Raw genomic sequence first — 18,314 nt, 5'->3', positions numbered from 1 at the left:
GAACCTCACACACCATCAGGATGGTGCTCTCAACGAGTCGACGCCACGGACCAGTTGGCCCGATCAACGGCTACGAAAATCTTGTATGAGCCTAGCTCTTCTTGAGTGAGATCGCTGGTCAGGCCAGAAGTTGGGAATTGTGCTGGTCAGGTTGGGGGTAGAGCTGTTCGCGCCGTGGTTTCCGTGGGCGCGGACGGCTTCGGCAAGTCCGGTGATGAGCCGCGCAGACCGCCGAGCGCCAGGACCGTCATCACCACCGCGGCCCCCGCCGCCACACCGAAACCGCCGTGCGCACCGCCAGCGTCCACCACTCGCCCTGCGACCGCCGCGGCGCCCGCTGTTCCTGCCGCGTTTGCGGAGTTGCCCCAGGTGAACGCTTGGGTGAGGACGGCGCGCGGGACCGCTGACTCTATGAGGACGGAGGAGAGGATCAGCAGGACCGGCACGATGAGTCCGGCCACGGCAAGGGTGGAGCCGACCGCGAGGGGCGCAGCGAAGAGAGTCAGCGGGAGGCTCGCGAGGGTGAGGAAGGCGGCGGCTGCGGCCTGGTGGCGCCGGGGTGAGTCGCCGCCACGCCATGTTCCGTAGACCCAACCGCCCACCAGATTCGTGCAGTTGAAGGCGAAATAGAACAGTGCTGCCTTATCCGGTGTGCCGCGTCCGACGGCGTACGCGGTGACGGACACCTGCATCGCCCCGAAGAACACCCCGAGCGCGAGACCGAGCGCGACCTGCCGCAGGAATGCGGAGCTGAGCAGGGTGCGTCCGGCGTGCCGGCGTTCGGCGCGGCCGGTGAGGGGCGGCACGGTGCGGCGCTGGACGGCGAGGGCGAGCCCGCCCCCAACGACGAGGGCGGCGGCGAACAGCACCCCGGCGCCCGGGTGGCCCGCCGCACCGAGGACGCTCACCAGGGCAGGGCCGGCCAGGTAGGACACGCCGTTGGCGAGGGCCTCCAGGGCGAAAGCGGTGGGCAGCGCGGCGGCCCGTTCGCCGGACAGCAGGGCGGACCAGCGAGCGGCGGACAGGGCACTGAGCTGGGGCAGCGTTGCTCCGACGAGCACTCCGGCGACGAGGTCCGGAACGGTGGCGGCGAGCAGCAGGGCCACGGCCCCGGCATGTGCGCCCAGCGCGCAGGGAAGCACCCGTGCCTGTCCGAACCGGTCGACAAGGCGCCCGATCTGGGGCCCGGCGACGGCGTCCGCGACGGCGAATCCGCCGGTGACGAGACCCGCGGCGGCATACGACCCGGTGCGGGCGTGCACCAGCCAGACGATGCCGATCCCCGTCATGGCGATACCCACACGCCCGACAACGGAGGGGAGGAAGAAGGCCGCGGCACCCGGAGCGCCCAGCAGGGCCCGGTAGTTCAAAGACGCCGAGGGCACGACGCATCCCTTTCGCTGCCCGGCGGGACGCACCATGCGGGGTCGTCGGCGTCCGGATGTGCCGACCTGTGGCTGCGCCTGAAGCCGTCCAGTAGTGGCGTGGAGCGGGGACGCGCACCCCACGCCGACTCCGTCACCGGGCAGATGTCATGCGGTAGTTGATGACCTCCTTCGAGCGTAGAGGAACGGCGCGCGGAAGCGAACAGGGTGCGGGTCTTCTGGCGTGAGTTCGCCGGTCAGGCCAGGAGTTCGTAGTTGTGCTGGCCGGGCCGGGGGTAGAGGCGTTCGCGTTCTCTGTGGGTGTGGAAGGTCCAGTACTGCGGGAAGTCGCCGTTGCTGATGAGGACCCGCAGGGCCAGGACCGCTTCGGCTCCGGGGACGGTCCACCGGCTGCCGGTGATGTCGAGACGGTCGGCCACCAGATGACGTGCGCTCCTTCCACAGTACCGCTGGCGATCGGCCATCCGGCCTCCAGGGCCTTGTCGTAGTGGAGATAGGCGGCGTTGTTCTCCAGGTAGCGGCAGGCACGGTCCGCCGCACCCCGTTGATCTGCGGGTAGGCCCAGCCGGTCTGCTTGGCTGCGGATACCGGTGACGGCGCCCGGGGCGTCGCCAGCCAGGATCCGCGCGACCTTGGCCCCGCCCCAGGTCTCGGCGCGGAATCGGTGGCGGTGTGGAAACACCGCGAGGCCGCCCACAACTTCTCGATCACGTGGACGATGTCGAGGACGACATGGATGCTGACGCCTCGGCAGGCCGCTTCCGCGTGGATCAACTCGAGCTGGCGTTCGGCGCCGTCGACCAGGACCACCCAGCACCGGCGGTGCTGCGGATCACGGGCTTGTGCCTCGTCGAACGCGGCGGCGATCACCTGGTCCGCGTCGTGTTCCACCGAGGCGGTCAGCCACTTCTCCCGGGCCTTGGGCCCCTTGCGTGGAGCGCGGCGGGTGGTGCGGCCGCCGGGCGGGGCGATGATGTCGTGCGGCCGGCGCGGAGCCGGATCCGCGTCCTGGACGACGGCCAGGGTGGCCATCCGCTTGCGGCAGGTTTTCTCCCCGGCGGACAACCGGGTGCGGAACGTACGCGTCGCCCGCTCCGCTGCCTTCCGCATCGCCTCCCGCAGATGCCCCGGACGCATCACGATCCCCTTGCCGTCGACGCTGAGCACCATTTGCCGACGCTCACGGACTCGGCCAAGCGGCTGCTCGCCGACCTCGACAGCGTGATGAAGCAGGAGATGTGGTCCACGGTCACCAGAACCAAGACCCGACACACGTTGACCGTCTTGGTGTCCTGGCTCGGCGCCGATACCCCGCTGCTGGAGACCGACATCCGGGCGCTCGTCGACAACCGTCCCCGGAAGTTCAGCGGACGGCGGGTTACACAGTTCCTCGAAACCCGAGGGCTGCTGATCCCGGATGCCGAGTTCCGCCGGGACGCGTATCAGAAGCGACTTGATGCCGAGCTCGCCGCACTGCCTGAAAGAGCGTTTTGTCCCGGCGAGGTTGTTTGGTTCGGGGTTCAGGTGTCGCGCCAGTTCGGAGTGGATTCACCGGTAAGTCGTCGGCTTATGAGGTCGATCATCGCGACGTGGATTATGGCTTCGGATCGGTGGGGGTGGGTCTCGTAGTCACGCGCGAGACGGCGGTGGTGCATCAGCCATCCGAAGGTCCGCTCGACCACCCAACGTCGGGGAATCACCTTGAACCCTTTGGCGACGGGGTCGCGTCGGACGACTTCGACGTCGATTCCGAGGCGGGCGCCATGGTCGATGGCTTTCGTCCGGTGGCCGGTGTCGGCCCACGCCTTGGTCACTCCGGGGGTCGTGGCGGAGATCTGGGAGAGCAGGTGGATGCCGCCGGTGTTGTCGGAGACACTCGCCGCGGTTACCCATACGGCCAGCAGCAGGCCGAGGGTGTCGACGCCGATGGGGCGCTTGCGGCCTGCGATCTTCGTGCCTGCGCCAATGCCCTGGCCGGCCACTGGCACGTTGGCGGAGGTCTTGATGCTCTGCGCGTCCAGCACGCAGGCGCTCGGCTCGGGGTCCCTGCCTTCGGCTTCACGCACCAGGCGTCGCAGCAGCCCGTTGAGCTGGTCGAAGATGCCTTCCTTCTGCCAGGCGGCGAAGTAGCCGTAGACCGTCTCCCACGGTGCGAAGTCGTGCGGCAGATACCGCCAGGGGATCCCGGTGCGGTCGACGTAGAGGATGGCGTCCATGAGGCGGCGCAGGTCGTGCTCGGGCGGGCGGCCGACGTCCAGGCCCTTGCCTCTGCGCTCGGCCCGCCAGGCGGTGAGCGTGGGGCCGATCAACTCCCAGCGGGCATCGGACAGGTCGCCGGGGTACGGGCGCTGTCGCGTCATGTTTCGGTAGTACCGTCGGGCACGACGCGTCCCCAGGGCGCAAACAGCGTCAGCCGGGGGCGCTTTGGGATCAGACAGGAGCAACTCGACTCAAACGGGCGGAGATACGGAGTCTCCTGTCGCACAGGCCCCATTGAGCACTCTCACCCCCAGCAGCCACCACCCTGCCCACCCCTCGAAGCGCCACCAAACAACCTCGCCGGGACAAAACGCTCTTTAAGACAATCGCACAGGAACTCTCGGTCTGGATCAAGGTCGTGCGCGGAGAGGGCAAGTGGGAGCACACCGGCCGCACCTACCGGAGCATCGCCCGCTACTGGTATGTCCTCAACCCGATCCTCCAGGGGTGGCTCGCGGACGGCATCGAGAGTCTGCGCGAGATCACCCGCGACGATGTCAAAAGGGCCATCGCTACCCGCAAGGGGACGCCAGCCCGCTCGATCCACATCGTCCTGCGAAATTTCTTTCGAGCCCTTCGGCAAGAGGGCGTGATCTTCCGCGATCCCACACGTGGCCTCATCTTCGCCGGGATCAACAAGACCCCGCCTTCCGTTCCCTCGGACCGGCTGGCCGGCGTCCTCAGCTATGCGCAGGACGACTTCCAGCGCTTCGTGATGGTGCTGGTCTGCGTCCATGCGCTCAGCGGCACCGAAATCCGTCACCTGCTGCTCACCGACCTCGACCTGTCCCGTGAGCGGCTCGTTGTCCGGCGTCTCGGCAAACGGCACATCATCTACCTGGACGAACTCACCTACCGCTGCGCCTCAGCATGGCTCCGGGAACGTCGCCGCCGTTGGCCGGTAACGACCAACCTCCATCTGCTGATCAACCGATGGACCGCGGTAGACACCACTCACTCGCCCATTGGCACCACGTTCAGCGCCATCTTCCGGCCCACCGGTCTCACGATGCCGACGCTACGGCAGGACCGGATCCGCGACGAGGCGTTCGAGGTCGACGATCCGCTTCACCTGATGCGCCTGTTCGGCATCTCCTCTCAGACCGCAATGCGGTACATCACTGCCGCTCACCCTGAACGCACCGCGAAGCTTCCCCGATGAGGAGAGCGGAAGCCATCAACCAGCAGAGCCAAGATCAACGGCTTTGCGCCAACGGCTGTACCAATGTCGAAACCGCCGCCAATTGCAATCGGGGTGGGGGCGTCGGTTCTTCGAGCCCGTCAGCAGGGCGAGGGGGTGCTAAACGCGGGAACGGCCCTTGTGATGCGGACAGGTGTGTCTCCCCGGGGGCGGGAGTCTGCTGTGGCGGCCCCGACGAGAGTGCATAGGCCCACCCGACGAAACCTACGGAAAACCGTGAGTCGTTGCGCATGGTCGCTCTCTATTGGGCTGGACACCCTCGCGCATGGCACGGCTCAGGCGGCCGCCGACCAGCCTTTCGCGGATTGGCCGACACCACTTCACCGCATGAATGTGAGGGCGTTCTCAATGCCCTGCTCAAGAACCTCATCAGCGAACCTCCGGTCGGAGAGCGCGCGGGAAAGTTGCAACGTCCCCACCATCATGGTGAAAAGGCCGACCGCCTTGCCGCGCGCCGACTGTGGGTCCTCGGGTGTCAGGCGGGCGGCGATCTCCTCCACGATCGCCTTCGCCCCGTCAGGGTAGGCCTGCTTGGTCCCGCCCTCGCAGCGGCCGATCTCGTCGAGCAGGGCGGCGGAGGGAAAGCCGACGCCGGGGTGGTCCCTGTGTTCGGGTGAAAGATGCTCACGAACGAGGTCCTCGAGCCCTTCACGGCCAGGTCGCAGCGTGCGGCACTGCTCCACCTACGTGCGCAGTTGATCTGCTACGACGTTCGCGACGAGGTCGTCCTTGGATGCGAAGTGGGCGTAGAAGGCCCCATTGGTCAGCCCGGCATCCGACATGAGCGTGGAGATCCCGGATCCGTCGATCCCGTCCAGCTTGAACCGCTGGCCGGCCGTCTCGATCATCCGCTGCCGCGTCACCTGCTTGTGCTCCTTGGTGTAGCGCGCCACAGGGCCCCTCCCTCTTTACTCCGCAAGGTCATGGCCGGGCTGCTGTGCTTCCGGCCGGGCCTGCCCGCCCGTCTGTGCTACCGGCTGCGTCGGCATACCGGCAGCAAGGGCGAGCGTCGCTCGCTGGGCGAGACGGACTACATCCGCCTGTTTGATGGCGCCCACCAAATGCTGAAGGCCCCGCTGATCGTGGTGTGGCACCGGCTGAGCCCACGTCTCCAAGGCGGTGAAGGCACTCGTGGCCGAGCGGGACTGGCTGACTGTGGTCCTACTGCCCGGGTATGCGCCCGACCTCAACCCTGTGGAGTGCCTGTGGGCACACCTCAAGCGGAGCCGGGCCAACCCGGCCCAACCTGGCCGCCCGCACCCTCAGCGAGTTGGAGACTCTGCTCCGCAGGCGGCTCAAGGCGCTGCAGTACCGGCATGGCGTCCTTGGAGGGTTCCTCGCCGGGACGGCCCTCGCTCTCGACAGACCGGACGGACCCTACTACGCCGAGGTCAGTAAACTCTCGTCGCCGGTCGGGTCAGCGCTCACCGCGTGAGCGAGCGCGTCGGGGCCCCGTTCGGGCCTTCGTACCGCCGGCCCCACCCGGTGAGAATGGCCGCGACCATGACGAGCGTCAGGCAGAGCGGGTAAAAGGCGGTAGTGAAGATCGACGGTGCGGACACGGACGGGATGCCTGGATAGCCCTGTGTCAGGGTGCTTGCGATCAGCAGAAACGAGCTGGCGACAGGGAAGATGACACCGAGCCCGAGGGTGAAACAGTCCATGATGTTGGCGCGCCGGTAGGGATGGAGCCCGACGTCGGCTCCGATCCGGTCGGCGAACTGACCGAAGAAGATCATTGACGACCCGTTCACGCCGGCGAAGGCGGAGGTGGTCAGCACGGCCCCTGCGGCGATCATGAACTCGGCGCGCACCGGGCTCTTGCCGGGGTTCGAACGAGTCATCAGCGCCACGACGTCGTCGAAGACGCCTGCGGACTGCAGGACTCCGATCATCGCGAAGATGACTACCGCGAGCAGGATGAGCGGCAACATCCCGCTCACCCCCGACACGAGGAAGCCGGTTGGCTTGCCGTCGGTGACCGACAGGACGTCCTTCACCGACATCAGGCCGGCGGCCAGCGCCACCAGCGTGCCCGTGACGAGTCCGATCAGGGCGGTCAGGAATAGATCACGCTTGACGAACGCGACAATCAGCAGCACCAGCACCGGGACAAGCATGACCAGACCACGCGGCGAGGGATCACCCGCAGCGGCCGCCGCCGCGTGCGTGCTGCCTCCGAACAGGTTGCCGGCCCCCATCCCGGCCAGATAGAAGAGCACCGCAGCGACCAACGCGGCACTCAGCGAGTAGGGGGCCCGTGCCCGGACCACGCCACCGACCTCGGCCAGCCCATTACGCCGGCGGTAGCGCCGCGAGGACGCCGAGATCACGGTGGTGTCCGAGATGGGGGCCAGGTTGTCACCGAACAGCGCGCCCGAGAGCAGTGCGCCGGCTAGCAGTACCGGCTGCGCACCGACCGCCACCCCTGCTGGGTAGAGGATCGGGAAGACCGTGAACATGGTGCCGATCGAGGAGCCGGCTGCCATGGCGATGACGCACACGACCGGAACGCGACCGCGACGTACGCTCCGCCGCTCAGGTTCAGCTCGGTGGCCAGCCACACGAATCCGTTCGATATGCCGCTTGCCTTGATCATCGCCGAGACGACGCTGATCGAGAGCAGGAGAAGGAGCAGAGTCGCGGAGTTCTTCGAGGCGACGCCGTCGATGGCCCGTTCCCAGAAGGTCGAGAAGCTCCGGGCGAACACGGATCCCACGAACAACGTCATCAGGCCGACGACCCCGAGAACGGTGAGGTCAAAGGTGCCGTATCCCGTGAAGAAGGCGATCACTCCGCCGATGAAAACGACCGGCGCTATGTAAGCCCCGGCCTTGCCGAACCGGAACGTGAGCGACGGCCTCCCCAGCTCGGGCCCCGCCACTGTGTCTGCGCCCGACGAACTGTCAATGGATCTGGTTTCGGTCATCTCGTCTCCTGCGTAGAGCCCTGCAGACGCCTGGTCTGATGTCCGGCGGAGCGTAACCGCGCTCACATAGGAAAGCGCAAGTGAGATGAAGGGAAAACTTCATCTTTTTAGAAAACTCCCATGTCAACCAGCCCACCTCTGCCTTGTGGATACTTAAGTCAGCCTCTACGCTGCGCTCAGTCGACCCCTCACCGACCGGGTTGATCATCCGAATGGAGCAGGAATGGCCAAGACACGAGCGGGCCGCCCCGGTGGCCTGGTGTGCCCAGTGATCACACCGGTGACGCCGCACAACGAGTTGAACGGCGACGCACTGTCCCGCCACATCGACGCACTGGTTCCGCACGTCGACGGCGTCTTCGTGTTGGGCTCCTCCGGTGAGCACCCGTGGCTCCCCGCGGATGTCGAGCGAGAAGCGGTCGCGGTCGCAGGGAAGCAACTGGACGGGCGAGCCGCGCTGTACGTCGGCGCCGGGCAGTCAAGCGTCGATGCGACCCTGCGTACCTTCGATCAGTACGCCGACTCGGCGGCCGACTACCTGGTGGTCACTCCGCCGACCTTCTTCCCGCTCGCCGACGCCGAGACCATCGACGCGTTCGTGACCCTCGCCGATCATGCCCCCCGGCCCGTCGTCCTCTACAACATCCCCCAGTTCGCCGGGAACGGCATCTCCGCCGAAGTCCTGCGTGAGGTCGCACAGCACCCGCGGATCGTGGGCGTGAAGGACAGCAGCGGGGACCTGTCCTTGGTAGCGGCCTTCCTCAAGGCCCGCCCATCCGACTTCGCCGTGCTGCAGGGCCGCGACCATCTGATCGCGGCCACCCTCCGGCTCGGCGGGGACGGCGCCGTAGCCGCACTGTCCAACATCGCCGCACCGCTCCTGGCCGAGCTGGTCAGCGCCAGGCAGGACATCGCCGGACACACCCGCCTCGACGCTCTGCAGGACGAGGTCGACCACCTCGGCGAGCTGCTCGCTTACGGCCTCGTGGGCGCGCTCAAGGCGAGCCTCGAACTGCTCGGGTTCCCAGTCGGCGCACCCCAGCGCCCCGCACGCACGGTGTCCGCCGCCGAGCGGGACAAGATCGCAAAGATCCTCCACACCTTCGACGGACGCCTGCTCACAGCGTTCTGACAAACCCACCCCACCAGCGGACCCAACAAAGAGGAATCCCAGATGAACGCCCACACGGAACTCGACGCCACCATCGATCACGAGGAGGTGGTCATCCGCCGCGGCGAGCGCACCGGCCAGCCCGTCATCGTCGCCGTCCACAACACCAAGCTCGGACCGGCGCTGGGCGGCGTCCGCCTGACGAAGTATGACTCCCCCGTCTCCGCAGTCGTCGACGCCCTGCGGCTGAGCCGCGCCATGACGTTCAAGGCCGCTGCCTCGAACAACGGCACCGGCGGCGGGAAGTCGGTCGTCCCGCTGCTGCCCGGCGGCCCCCAGCGGGTCGACGGCCAGTTCCGCACCAGCCTGCTGCTTGACGTCGCCGACGTCGTCCACTCGCTGGGTGGCCGCTACATCGTCGCTCCCGACGTGGGCACCGGACCGACCGAGATGCGCACCATGCGCATGCGTACGCCCTACGTCGGCGGCTACACCATCACCCCCGAGGGCATCCCCGCCACCACCCACGGCACCGCCGGTGGCGTGGAGCGGGCCCTGCTGGCCACCGCCCAGCACCTGTGGGGCACCACCAACCTCGACGGACGCACCGTCGCCGTGATCGGGTTCGGTGCCGTCGGCCGCTCCCTCACCGAGAAGCTCATCAAGCGGGGCGCCACGGTCTCGACCACTGACATCGACGAATCCCTGCGTGAGCCGGCCGAGGCCGTCGGCGCCACCTGGATCCCCCTCGACACCGCCCATGAAGCCGAGGTCGACATCCTCGCCCCCTGTGCGCTCGGCGGCACCCTCACCCCCGCGCTCGTCCCGCGACTGCGCTGCAAGGCCATCGTGGGCTCGGCCAACAACCAGCTCAGCACCGACTCCGTCGCCGACTCACTGCGCGAGCGCAACATCATCTGGACCCCGGACTTCATCGCCAACGCCGGCGGCATCCTCTACGCCAGCGGCATCGAGCTCCGGCACCTTACCCCCGAGCAGGCCGATCACCGCCTCGACGAGATCGCGGAGACGACCACCCGGGCCCTGGAGCGCAGCCACCGGGACGGCGTCACCACGCTCGCCGCCGCCTACGACCTCGCGCGCGAGCGGCTCGCCGCCGCCGAGACCATCAGGCCGCAATAAGCGGGTCCCGCTGACGGGGCCCCTGCCTGCCAATGCCGGCGGGACTGGCTGGCGTACCCATGCACAATCATGAACGCCACGCCGGTCCCCCGGCGCACTGGCTACCGGTGCGCTTGCTGGCCTTTGGGCCATCAGAGACACCACAGTTGCCGACCGGCGCCCTCGCGGCCACCGCTGAGTAGCGTTGGCTCTCGGGATCGCCGCCAGAAGTCTTCCGGCACTGGCGCTGGACGAGGAGATCGCCGGCATCGACCTGCAGATCGCTGCCCGCTTCCGCGAACATCGCGACGCGGAAGTGATCGTCAGTATGCCCGGCATGGGCCCATTGCTCGGGGCGGAGTTCATCGCATGCACCGGAGGGGACATGGACGCCTTCGGCAGTACGGGGCGCCTCGCCGGAGTCGCCGGTCTCGCACCGGTCCCCCGGGACTCAGGGCGGATCAACGGCAACATGCGCCGACCACACCGCTACCACCGCCGTCTCCTGCGGGTCTTCTACCTCTCCGCCCAGATCGCCGCCCGCTTCTGCCCCACGTCCAAAGCGTTCTACGACCGGAAAAGGAACGGGGGCAAGAGCCACAAACAGGCCGTCCTCACTCTCGCTCGCCGCCGCCTTGATGTCCTGTGGGCCCTCATCCGTGATCAACGAACCTTCACGGCCCTGCCGGCTGGGCACCACCTCGCTGCGAGCTGATCCTCTGTCGTTAAGCTTGTCTTTTATGGTCTGAGTCGGTTTCGTTCGGTGATGCTCTCAGGCCGTTTCATGGTCTTGCCCACGTCGTAGCGGGTGGCGGGCCGCCGGTTCTTCGAGCCAAGTGGCCTCCCAGGTCCGGGTGTTGAAGGTTTCGGTGCACGGGCCGGGCAGGTGAGGTGGGGGCGGAGGTTTCTGAACCCGCGGCGGACTCGGGCCGGGGTGAGCCGGCCGGGCTCGGCGGGCTTCTCCCACGGCCGCCGCAGGTCGGCGGTTGCCCCGCGCAGGAGGCGGATCTGGGTGTGCGCGGCGATGATCAGCCAGGTCCAGCGCTCGCCGGCCTCGGGGGTTCGCAGCCTCGGACGGGTCCAGCCGAGGGTCTGTTTCATCAGCCTGAAGAGGTGCTCGATGTCGAACCTGCGCAGAAACGCCTGCCAGTGCACGTCGACGTCGTCGCTGTCCAGGCCGGTGGCGGACGACCAGAGCCAGAGCGGGAGCGGGTCGCCTCCGCCGGGCAGGCGGTCGACCTGGAGGCGGATCAACGTGCCTTCGATGATGGGGAGTTCGACGGTGTGATCGATCCAGGCGGAGCGGGTGGTCAGGCGGGGGTGGATGCGGTCCCAGGCCATCGCGTGGGTGGTGCCGTACCGGTCGGTGACCTGCGTCGTGGCCGCGTCCGGCTCACCCCAGGTTTCCGGCTTGGCGAAGCGGAACTCCTTGCCGTGCTTCGGCGGTCGCCCGCCCTGGGGATAGGCCAGGGCGTACTCCTTGAGCGTGGGCGTCGGCCGTCGCATGACGCGGTCGGAGCGCATCCGTCCGAGTACTTCGACCGGGAGGCCGGTCAGGAGGTGGGCCATGCGCGGGGCGTCGTAGCCGGCGTCGAAGACGATGAGGATGTTGCGGTCGCCGGCGTGCCAGCGGCCCATCTCGATCAGGTCCTCGACCACGCGGCGGAGCTGGGCGGCGGTGACCTCGGCGACGTCGTCCTCGGGGCCGAGACGGACGGCGTCCAGGAGCTGGCACCAGGACGTCCGGCCCGATTCGAGGGCGGCGACGAAGGAGTACGGCCAGCCGGGGATGAACTGGTCCGAGGACCGTCCGCTGCGACCGTAGACGTGGCAGAACAGGCGGTCCGCGCTGGTCGGCGCGTCGGGGCGGAGCCAGTTGCTGACGTCGACCGCCAGGACCAGGCGGCCGTCGGCGGCCTGCGGCATCGGCAGGCCGGCCAGCACCTGCCGCAGCCGGGGCACGTCCACGTTCCCGCAGTTCAGCGCCTCGTACATCGCGCCGTGCCCGCGCCGGTGCTCGGCCACCAGCGTCAGGTCCACCGGCGAGGTCACCGGACCGTCCGCACACAGCAACGCGTCAACGAGGTCGAACAGTTCGTCCCCACGCGCGGTCAGGCAGTCGAATAAGTCCTCCCGGAAGCGTGACGCTTGCGCGAACGCTTCCCCGGGACCGGCGTCAGGCAGCAGACTCACCTTCACGGCCTTCGTCTCGATCAGTGCACCTTGGTCGGAGCACATGATCGGACGAAGGCCGTGTTCATGTCCGGCGGATTCCCGCGCGAGTGATCAAGTTCGGGGTGCCGTTCGAGAGCGGCTCACGGAAGCGGGTCAATTCGGAGATTCCGAACTGTCGGATCCGAAAGGCCAGACATCGTCCGCGAAGACCCGCGCGAACCAATGAGGCTGGACGTCCCGCAGCCGCAGCGTGCGCCAGTGGCGCGGGTCGGCAGGTTCCGGGACCGCGACCTCCACGTCAGGACCGTAGGCGAAGAGTCTCTCCTGGCAGACACCGCAGGGCGCCAGGATCCAGTACCCGCGATCGCCGTCGGCGGCGGTCACGCACACCGACGCCACCACACGTCGCCCTCGCTTGAAGGCTTCACAGATGGCACCAGTCTCATGGCACAGGTTCACGGCGCTGTTCGGCACGTCCGGGGCAGTGCTCGTCAGGATTTCGCCGTCGTCGAGGCGCAACGCAGCGGCCCCAGACCAGTCCTGCCCGGGAAAGCGAGTGCGCGTCAACTCGATCGCGGCATTCACCAGTTCTTGATCAACGGACACACACGGAACCGTACCCCCACCGGACCGCAGCCAGAGACGAGCCCGAGCGGGGACTCATCCACGGGCCAATCGGCGGAGGTTAAAGGACAAGTTAAGAAGCTGTGTCTGAGCCTTACATGACAGACCGGCTGGTGCGGTGGGGCAGGTCATGGGCCGACGCGCCGAGTTGCCTACGCGTCTCAACGCCGGGGCGTTCAAAAGGTCCGGAGGCGTTCAGCGTCCTGGCCCCGGTCCTGGTACAGCGGTGGCGTTCCCGCCCGGTGCTGTCGATGGGACGGACGCGCCGGCCTGGGCGTGGCGAAGGAAGGACACCAACTTGGTGACGGCCTGGAGCAGGTTCGCACATGCCAGGGCGGTCCACAGGCCGGGCAACCCGGCTGTGTCGGCGACTGGGACGGACAGCGCGGCCAGGATCCCGAACCACACCGCCGTGGACACCAGACTTGGTCCGGTGCGTTTGAGTCCGACGAGGCCGAAGCCCGCCACTGCTTGCAGGGCGTCGGTGACCACCACTGCCAGGATCAGCGGCAACAGCCGGATCACCTGGTTCTCTAGTGCCGGGGTCTTGGTGAACAGGCCCACCATCGGGCCTCGCAGCATGAGCAGGACGGTCCCAAGTACGGTGACTGCGCACAGCGCCACCAGGATCCCGGCCCACACGCTGCGCCGGATGCGCACGGCGTCCCGTGCCTCGGCGTATTCGGCGATCAGCGGGACCGTGGCCTGACCGACCGCGACCGCCGCGGTGAAGATGACGTTCACCAGCGATTCGGACACGCTGTGCACGGCGGCGCTGTCGGTGCTGATCCGGGCGGCCGCGAAGGTCAGCACTCCAAGCACCGAGAACTTGACGAGTACGGTTCCGCCGAGTGGGAGTCCCACCCGGGCCAGACGCAGTATCTGGCGCGGATCCGGCCGGCCGGGCCGTATCCGCCGGCCAGCCAGCACCGTGCGGCGGCGCAGCGCGTACTGGTTGAGGCTGGTACTGACCAGGCTGGAGGCGAGCATGGCCAGGCCCGCACCGGTCAGCCCGTAGCTCGGCAGCGGCCCCGGGCCTCCGACGAGCAGCACCGACAGTGTCACCGACGCCGCGGTGCCCACCAGACCGGACCGCATCACCTGAGCGGAGTGGCCCAGGGCGACCAGCACGGAGGTTGCCGACTGGCCGACCGCGATCAGCAGTACGCTGCCCGCCAGCATCCACGGGAATGTGCCCAGCTGGGCGAGGGCGCCGGGCCGAACTCCGAACATTCCGCCGAGCAGCGGCACCGCCGCCACCGCTGCCGCGCACACCACGCCCACAGCGAACGCCAGCCACATACCGCTGCGCACCAGCGGCAACAGGTTGCCGGGGGCGTTGCGGTGCGGCGCGATGAACGGCATTACCCCGCGGAGCGCACCCGCCACGGTGGCAGTAGCCGGGCTGAAGACGGCCACCGTCACGGCGAACGCGGCCAGCGAGAGGGTGGCGTGGCGGCCCAGGAGTGCGGTGTCGACGAGAGAGCCCGCCGAAGCCGCGAGGGTGGTCACATAGAGCGGCGCGGCCGCCTTGGCGATGGTCATGAATGCGCTGCGGTCGCTCACACACGCACATCCTGCCACTCAACTTCGCCTCTTTGCACACCAGTTGCCCAGACAACCCCGAACCCACCGACGCGGCGGCAGGGCGACGTGAAAGGCCACATAGCAGCGCTCAGTAGGGTCGGGTTGGCGAACGGCTGGTTGTTGACGCGTGCGGCCAGCGGCGGGCAGGTCGCCACCAAGGCCGGTTACCTCCTGAAGGACATGATGAAGCTTCTCCTCACCGACTCCGGTATCAAGAACGCGAGCATCCAGGATGCGCTGGTCGACCTCCTGGGTAAGCCGATCGCCGAGTCCAGTGCCCTCTGCATCCCCACCGCGGGGTACGGGGCCCCCGACGCCGATCCGGGCGGGCCATGGCGATTCATCAGCGGACGATCCCCCAGCCCCATGACCGAGCTGGGGTGGAAGTCGGTGGGCGTGCTGGAGCTCACCGCGCTGCCCAGCATCGACAAAGCGCGCTGGGTCTCCTGGGTCCAGGAGGCCGACGTCCTGCTGATCAATGATGGTGACGCGCTGTACCTGGGCCACTGGATGCGGGAGTCCGGGCTGGCTGAACTCCTGCCGTCGCTGCCTGACACGGTCTACGTGGGACTCAGCGCCGGGAGCTTGGTGATGCCCCGTTATGTTTTCCGCGGTCCTGCAAGAGGGCCGCTGGCCTCCGGGCCCGGCATGACTTTTGCCCCCTGTCGAACGGATGACCTGGGGGGGGTGGTGTCACCGGGCCTGGGAGGTGCCGTCGGAGACGCTGATCAGAGGTCCGGCCACCGCCCGGTCCGGCGCAATGCCGGACATCTCGCGGGCGGCAGGTCTGCACGCGGTCACCCGCGGCGAGGTCGACCTGGACGAGCAGCTTCAGAAGCTGCTGAAGGGCTCGGGCGAGTAGCGATGGGGCGGGGCGTTCCCGCTCACGTCCACGCCGAAGCCATCCTGTCCGCCCTGCTGGAGGCCCGTCCCGCCAGCCTGACGATCATCCAGCTGATGGCGGCCACCGAGCGCACCCGCGCGCAGGTCCACACCGGGCTCGCGCACCTGCGCATGGTGGCTGCGGCGAAGGGGCTTCCTCCGGTGACCTGGGACAAGACGTGGGGCTACCGGATGCTGGACGACGCGCCGGAGGTCTGGATCGGCTACGAGCGGGCGTTCTTCGAGTCCGTCCACCAGACGCGCCGGAGGTCTGGATCGGCTACGAGCGGGCGTTCTTCGAGTCCGTCCACCACCGGGTGGAGAACTTCATCGCCGGGATCCTCCTGCCGCACCAGAAGAAGAAGCCCGACGATCCCTACATCCGCACGGTCATGGCGCAGATGGGCGCGATCGAGTCCACCCTGCACCTCCTCGCCAACCTGGAGTGAACCGGAGAAAGGCAACGGGCCGCGACCGCCCCGCAGTTGGCTCCTCTTCAGGTCGCGGCCCGGTCCCTCCATGCTGCTGCCCGGCTACCGCTACCCCTCCGACACCAGCGACCTCGAATGGGCCCTCCTGGAACGGCTCCTGCCCGTCCCCGCCTGCCGGACCCCGAAGGGCGGGGCCCCGGAGAAGTGGCCCCGCCGCCGCGTGATCGACGCCATCCGCTACATCACCGACAACGGGACGAAATGGCGTGCACTGCCCGCAGACTTCGGCATTCCGTGGCGCACGGTGTTCGGGTATTTCGCCCGCTGGGCGAAGGCCGGCGTCCTGCGACACATCCTCGACCAGCTTCGCCGGCGGTTGCGGCTGCACCGTCGGCGGTGTCCCTGGCCGGTCCGGGTAATCGTGGACTCGCAGTCCGTCAAGGGCGCGGAAACCGTATCGAAGGCAACGCGCGGCTACGACGCGAACAAACACATAAATGGGCGGAAGCGTCATCTCCTGGTTGATCAGGACGGCCTTCTTGTCGACCTGCTCGTCACGCCGGCCGACGTCCAGGACCGGGACGCGGCCCGTGTCCTGCTGACCCGCCTTCATGCTGAGCACCCCGAGATCGTCCTGGTCTGGGCGGACAACGGCTACGGCGGAGACGAGTTCAGTACCTGGGCACAGACCACCCTCGGCATCACCGTCAAGGTCGTCTCCCGGCCCAAGGACGCCAAGGGCTTCGTCTTGTTGCCCAAGCGGTGGGTGGTTGAACGGTCGAATTCGTGGACGATGCGGGCCCGCGGCAACGCGCGGGACTACGAACGCCTCATGTCCCACGCCGAAGCCCACGTCCAGTGGGCGTTCATGACACTCATGACCCGCCGCCTCACCCGACGAAACCGCCGAACCGACGCGGCTCCAACTCCCCTCGCGGCAGCCGCCTGACGATCCCTCCAGCTGCCGTTCAGTTCGGCGTCCATCGACGCTCAGCCGAACGGCAAAACCGATCAACACCCAGCTTCAGGGCACCGTGACCTGCGGAAAGAGGATGTGACACAGGCACTAACGGCTGCCGTCTGGCGCCATGACGCGTTTCAGCTCTCGAAGAGAGGATCGTAGGGCGCGCCCTCCGGCGTGAAAACGAGGACGAAGTCCTTTCCCATACCGAGCGCCACCTCCTGCAAGCGGGCCAAGACGTCCCCTTCAGTAGGAAGGACGAGGCCAAGGGCTGCGGCAGCACGGTTCCGGCGGGTGACGAGGTCGGGGATGTCTTCCAAGTACTCGGCCGCGAGCTTGTGGCTTTCCTCCGCGGTGAACGCTTGGCAGTCGCGCCACCATGGGGCGACCAGCAAGAGCTGCAGAAGCTCGGGCAGGCCGAGCGCAATCAGTGCCGCACGCCCTTCGGAATCTGCGTACAAAACGGGACGCTCCTCGCCACCCTCGCCGCAGAAGAAGAAGGTGCCCCCGGCTCCGTCGCCGGCGAATCCCTCCAGCGCAGCGCCCGAGGCGAGGTGGACCTCCTCGACATGATCGCCGCGGTCCAGATCGAAATCACCCGGCCAAGCGAGGAAACGGGCAGCTTCGTCCTGCTCGCGGACGGTAGTGATCAACGATGTCATGAGCGGAACCCTACGCGGCGCCCATTGACAAGCATCATTGGGAATCAGTGCGGGCCAGGAATCCGTCCATCAGAACCTGTCCCTCGCCTGCGGCTGCTTTCACCGGCCCAGCTCCGTCAAGGACACCTGGCCGCGCCGACCCGAGCGATCACCGACGCCGACTCAAAGCGCTCCAGGCAGTCTCCAGTACATCCAGAAAGGCGCAGGCGCTCAGACGGCGCCAGGCTCTTGGAGCGGTTCGGTGCTGGCGATGGCTGGGCCAGGCACCAGTTCGAGGTCGTCCGGCGTGACGGTGTGTCCGACATTGCAGTGCAGTTCAGCGCGCACACCCGCGCCGCAATCTGCGTGGCGCAAGCGTACAGCGCCCCCGTCGGGGGCCAGGTGCCGGTCGCCCCACTGCATCAGGGCGAAGAACACTGCCATGAGCTGGTTTCCGCGGTCGGTGAGCACATAGCGTTCACGGGAGCGCTGGCCGCGCTCTTGGTAGGAGACCTTGTTGAGAAGGCCGGCGTCGACCATTTCCGTCAGTCGCGCGGATGCCGTGGGCTGACTTACCTTCGCCTGACGTGCAAGATCCGTGAAATGCGTCGTGCCGTAGTAGACCTCCCGCAGGAGAATCCACGTGGACTGGTTGGAGACGAGCTCAAGGGCGAGGCGCCCTGAACAGGGAACGTCGTACCAGCTGTCGCGGTCGGTGAGGGAGTCGCGAAGTGGAGTCGGCATGGTCTCACTATACGCTTATGCACCGTGATCGAGAATCTGCGGTGGCTTCTGACTTAATGCAGCGTACGACAGGTGACTGCTTCGATCGCGCCGAGCGTACCCTGCTGTCACTGATGGAGTCCGGAGCCCTCTCACGACTTTTGACTTTTACTCCCGGGGTCGCTCTTAGAGGATGTCTCACGTGGCGAATTTTGCGAGTTTCTTGTAGCAGGTCAGGGCTGCGGCGAGGCCGAGGAAGGCGAGGAAGTGGCTGCCCTTACGT

At 67.7% G+C, this 18,314-nt stretch carries 17 protein-coding genes and 4 pseudogenes; 10 read left to right on the top strand and 11 right to left on the bottom strand.

Features of this window, described 5'->3' with window-relative positions:
* Positions 1-146: 146 nt before the first annotated feature.
* Together ACFZDK_RS54650 and ACFZDK_RS54645 are read right to left on the bottom strand one after the other, a co-directional pair.
* Positions 147-1,385, bottom strand: a complete 1,239-nt coding sequence (locus tag ACFZDK_RS54650; RefSeq protein WP_390986619.1) for an MFS transporter — start codon at positions 1,383-1,385, stop codon at positions 147-149.
* 236 nt (positions 1,386-1,621) lie between these two features.
* Positions 1,622-1,804: a hypothetical protein gene (locus ACFZDK_RS54645; RefSeq protein WP_390986617.1), complete on the bottom strand. Its 183-nt coding sequence runs from the start codon at positions 1,802-1,804 to the stop codon at positions 1,622-1,624.
* A 292-nt stretch (positions 1,805-2,096) separates the two neighbouring features.
* Here ACFZDK_RS54645 and ACFZDK_RS54640 point away from each other — a divergent pair, with 292 nt between their 5' ends.
* On the top strand, positions 2,097-3,014 hold the full coding sequence (locus ACFZDK_RS54640) for a hypothetical protein (protein ID WP_390986614.1): 918 nt from the start codon (positions 2,097-2,099) through the stop codon (positions 3,012-3,014).
* Here the strand turns inward: ACFZDK_RS54640 and ACFZDK_RS54635 are convergent.
* Positions 2,906-3,745: an IS5 family transposase gene (locus ACFZDK_RS54635; protein WP_390986611.1), complete on the bottom strand. Its 840-nt coding sequence runs from the start codon at positions 3,743-3,745 to the stop codon at positions 2,906-2,908. The genes ACFZDK_RS54640 and ACFZDK_RS54635 overlap by 109 nt on opposite strands.
* 257 nt (positions 3,746-4,002) lie before the next feature.
* Between ACFZDK_RS54635 and ACFZDK_RS54630 the strand changes: the two genes are divergently transcribed.
* On the top strand, positions 4,003-4,806 hold the full coding sequence (locus ACFZDK_RS54630) for a hypothetical protein (protein WP_390986609.1): 804 nt from the start codon (positions 4,003-4,005) through the stop codon (positions 4,804-4,806).
* 359 nt (positions 4,807-5,165) lie between these two features.
* Here the strand turns inward: ACFZDK_RS54630 and ACFZDK_RS54625 are convergent.
* Positions 5,166-5,738, bottom strand: a pseudogene (locus ACFZDK_RS54625) (TetR family transcriptional regulator).
* Positions 5,739-5,964: 226 nt separating this feature from the next.
* Between ACFZDK_RS54625 and ACFZDK_RS54620 the strand changes: the two are divergent.
* Positions 5,965-6,021, top strand: a pseudogene (locus ACFZDK_RS54620) (IS630 family transposase); the annotation flags it as partial.
* 94 nt (positions 6,022-6,115) lie between these two features.
* Entirely contained in the window at positions 6,116-6,280 is a 165-nt protein-coding gene (locus ACFZDK_RS54615; RefSeq protein ID WP_390986626.1) for a hypothetical protein, read from the top strand.
* Here the strand turns inward: ACFZDK_RS54615 and ACFZDK_RS54610 are convergent.
* Positions 6,270-7,307, bottom strand: coding sequence for a Na+/H+ antiporter NhaC family protein (locus ACFZDK_RS54610; RefSeq protein ID WP_390986606.1), 1,038 nt, complete (start codon positions 7,305-7,307; stop codon positions 6,270-6,272). The genes ACFZDK_RS54615 and ACFZDK_RS54610 overlap by 11 nt on opposite strands.
* A complete protein-coding gene (locus tag ACFZDK_RS54605; RefSeq protein WP_390986603.1) occupies positions 7,241-7,774 on the bottom strand; it encodes a hypothetical protein in 534 nt (177 codons plus the stop codon). The genes ACFZDK_RS54610 and ACFZDK_RS54605 overlap by 67 nt, the downstream gene beginning before the upstream one ends.
* A gap of 223 nt (positions 7,775-7,997) precedes the next feature.
* Between ACFZDK_RS54605 and ACFZDK_RS54600 the strand changes: the two genes are divergently transcribed.
* The 3 genes and pseudogenes from ACFZDK_RS54600 to ACFZDK_RS54590 form a co-directional block, all read left to right on the top strand.
* Positions 7,998-8,906, top strand: a complete 909-nt coding sequence (locus tag ACFZDK_RS54600; RefSeq protein ID WP_390986600.1) for a dihydrodipicolinate synthase family protein — start codon at positions 7,998-8,000, stop codon at positions 8,904-8,906.
* Between the two features lie 42 nt (positions 8,907-8,948).
* Positions 8,949-10,028, top strand: a complete 1,080-nt coding sequence (locus ACFZDK_RS54595) for a Glu/Leu/Phe/Val dehydrogenase dimerization domain-containing protein (RefSeq protein WP_390986598.1) — start codon at positions 8,949-8,951, stop codon at positions 10,026-10,028.
* Between the two features lie 181 nt (positions 10,029-10,209).
* A pseudogene (locus ACFZDK_RS54590) lies at positions 10,210-10,722 on the top strand (transposase); the annotation flags it as partial.
* 23 nt (positions 10,723-10,745) lie between these two features.
* Here the strand turns inward: ACFZDK_RS54590 and ACFZDK_RS54585 are convergent.
* The 3 genes from ACFZDK_RS54585 to ACFZDK_RS54575 form a co-directional block, all read right to left on the bottom strand.
* Entirely contained in the window at positions 10,746-12,200 is a 1,455-nt protein-coding gene (locus tag ACFZDK_RS54585) for an NF041680 family putative transposase (RefSeq protein ID WP_390986595.1), read from the bottom strand.
* A 135-nt stretch (positions 12,201-12,335) separates the two neighbouring features.
* Positions 12,336-12,788, bottom strand: a complete 453-nt coding sequence (locus ACFZDK_RS54580) for a cytidine deaminase (protein ID WP_390986593.1) — start codon at positions 12,786-12,788, stop codon at positions 12,336-12,338.
* 213 nt (positions 12,789-13,001) lie between these two features.
* Entirely contained in the window at positions 13,002-14,372 is a 1,371-nt protein-coding gene (locus ACFZDK_RS54575; RefSeq protein ID WP_390986590.1) for an MATE family efflux transporter, read from the bottom strand.
* 204 nt (positions 14,373-14,576) lie between these two features.
* On the opposite strand from ACFZDK_RS54575, the pseudogene ACFZDK_RS54570 reads away from it, so the two are divergent.
* The 3 genes and pseudogenes from ACFZDK_RS54570 to ACFZDK_RS54560 form a co-directional block, all read left to right on the top strand.
* Positions 14,577-14,987 (top strand): annotated as a pseudogene (locus tag ACFZDK_RS54570) (Type 1 glutamine amidotransferase-like domain-containing protein); the annotation flags it as partial.
* Between the two features lie 467 nt (positions 14,988-15,454).
* Complete coding sequence (locus ACFZDK_RS54565) at positions 15,455-15,724, top strand: hypothetical protein (RefSeq protein ID WP_390986623.1); 270 nt, start codon at positions 15,455-15,457, stop codon at positions 15,722-15,724.
* 70 nt (positions 15,725-15,794) lie between these two features.
* Positions 15,795-16,655 carry an IS5 family transposase gene (locus ACFZDK_RS54560; protein ID WP_390986621.1) on the top strand — a complete coding sequence of 287 codons (861 nt, stop codon included), beginning with the start codon at positions 15,795-15,797 and terminating at the stop codon, positions 16,653-16,655.
* A gap of 149 nt (positions 16,656-16,804) precedes the next feature.
* On the opposite strand, the gene ACFZDK_RS54555 is transcribed toward ACFZDK_RS54560, so the two are convergent.
* Together ACFZDK_RS54555 and ACFZDK_RS54550 are read right to left on the bottom strand one after the other, a co-directional pair.
* A complete protein-coding gene (locus ACFZDK_RS54555) occupies positions 16,805-17,329 on the bottom strand; it encodes a hypothetical protein (protein WP_390986587.1) in 525 nt (174 codons plus the stop codon).
* Between the two features lie 210 nt (positions 17,330-17,539).
* The gene (locus tag ACFZDK_RS54550; RefSeq protein WP_059210914.1) at positions 17,540-18,052 is read right to left on the bottom strand and encodes a helix-turn-helix domain-containing protein; all 513 of its coding nucleotides are present in this window, start codon (positions 18,050-18,052) and stop codon (positions 17,540-17,542) included.
* Positions 18,053-18,314 lie beyond the last annotated feature (262 nt).

It is taken from the genome of Streptomyces sp. NPDC007901 (genome assembly GCF_042959465.1).
In the GTDB taxonomy this organism is placed as follows: Bacteria; Actinomycetota; Actinomycetes; order Streptomycetales; family Streptomycetaceae; genus Streptomyces.
The sequence above is the reverse complement of the archived record's forward strand: the minus strand, read 5'-3'. Positions and strand labels throughout refer to the sequence as shown.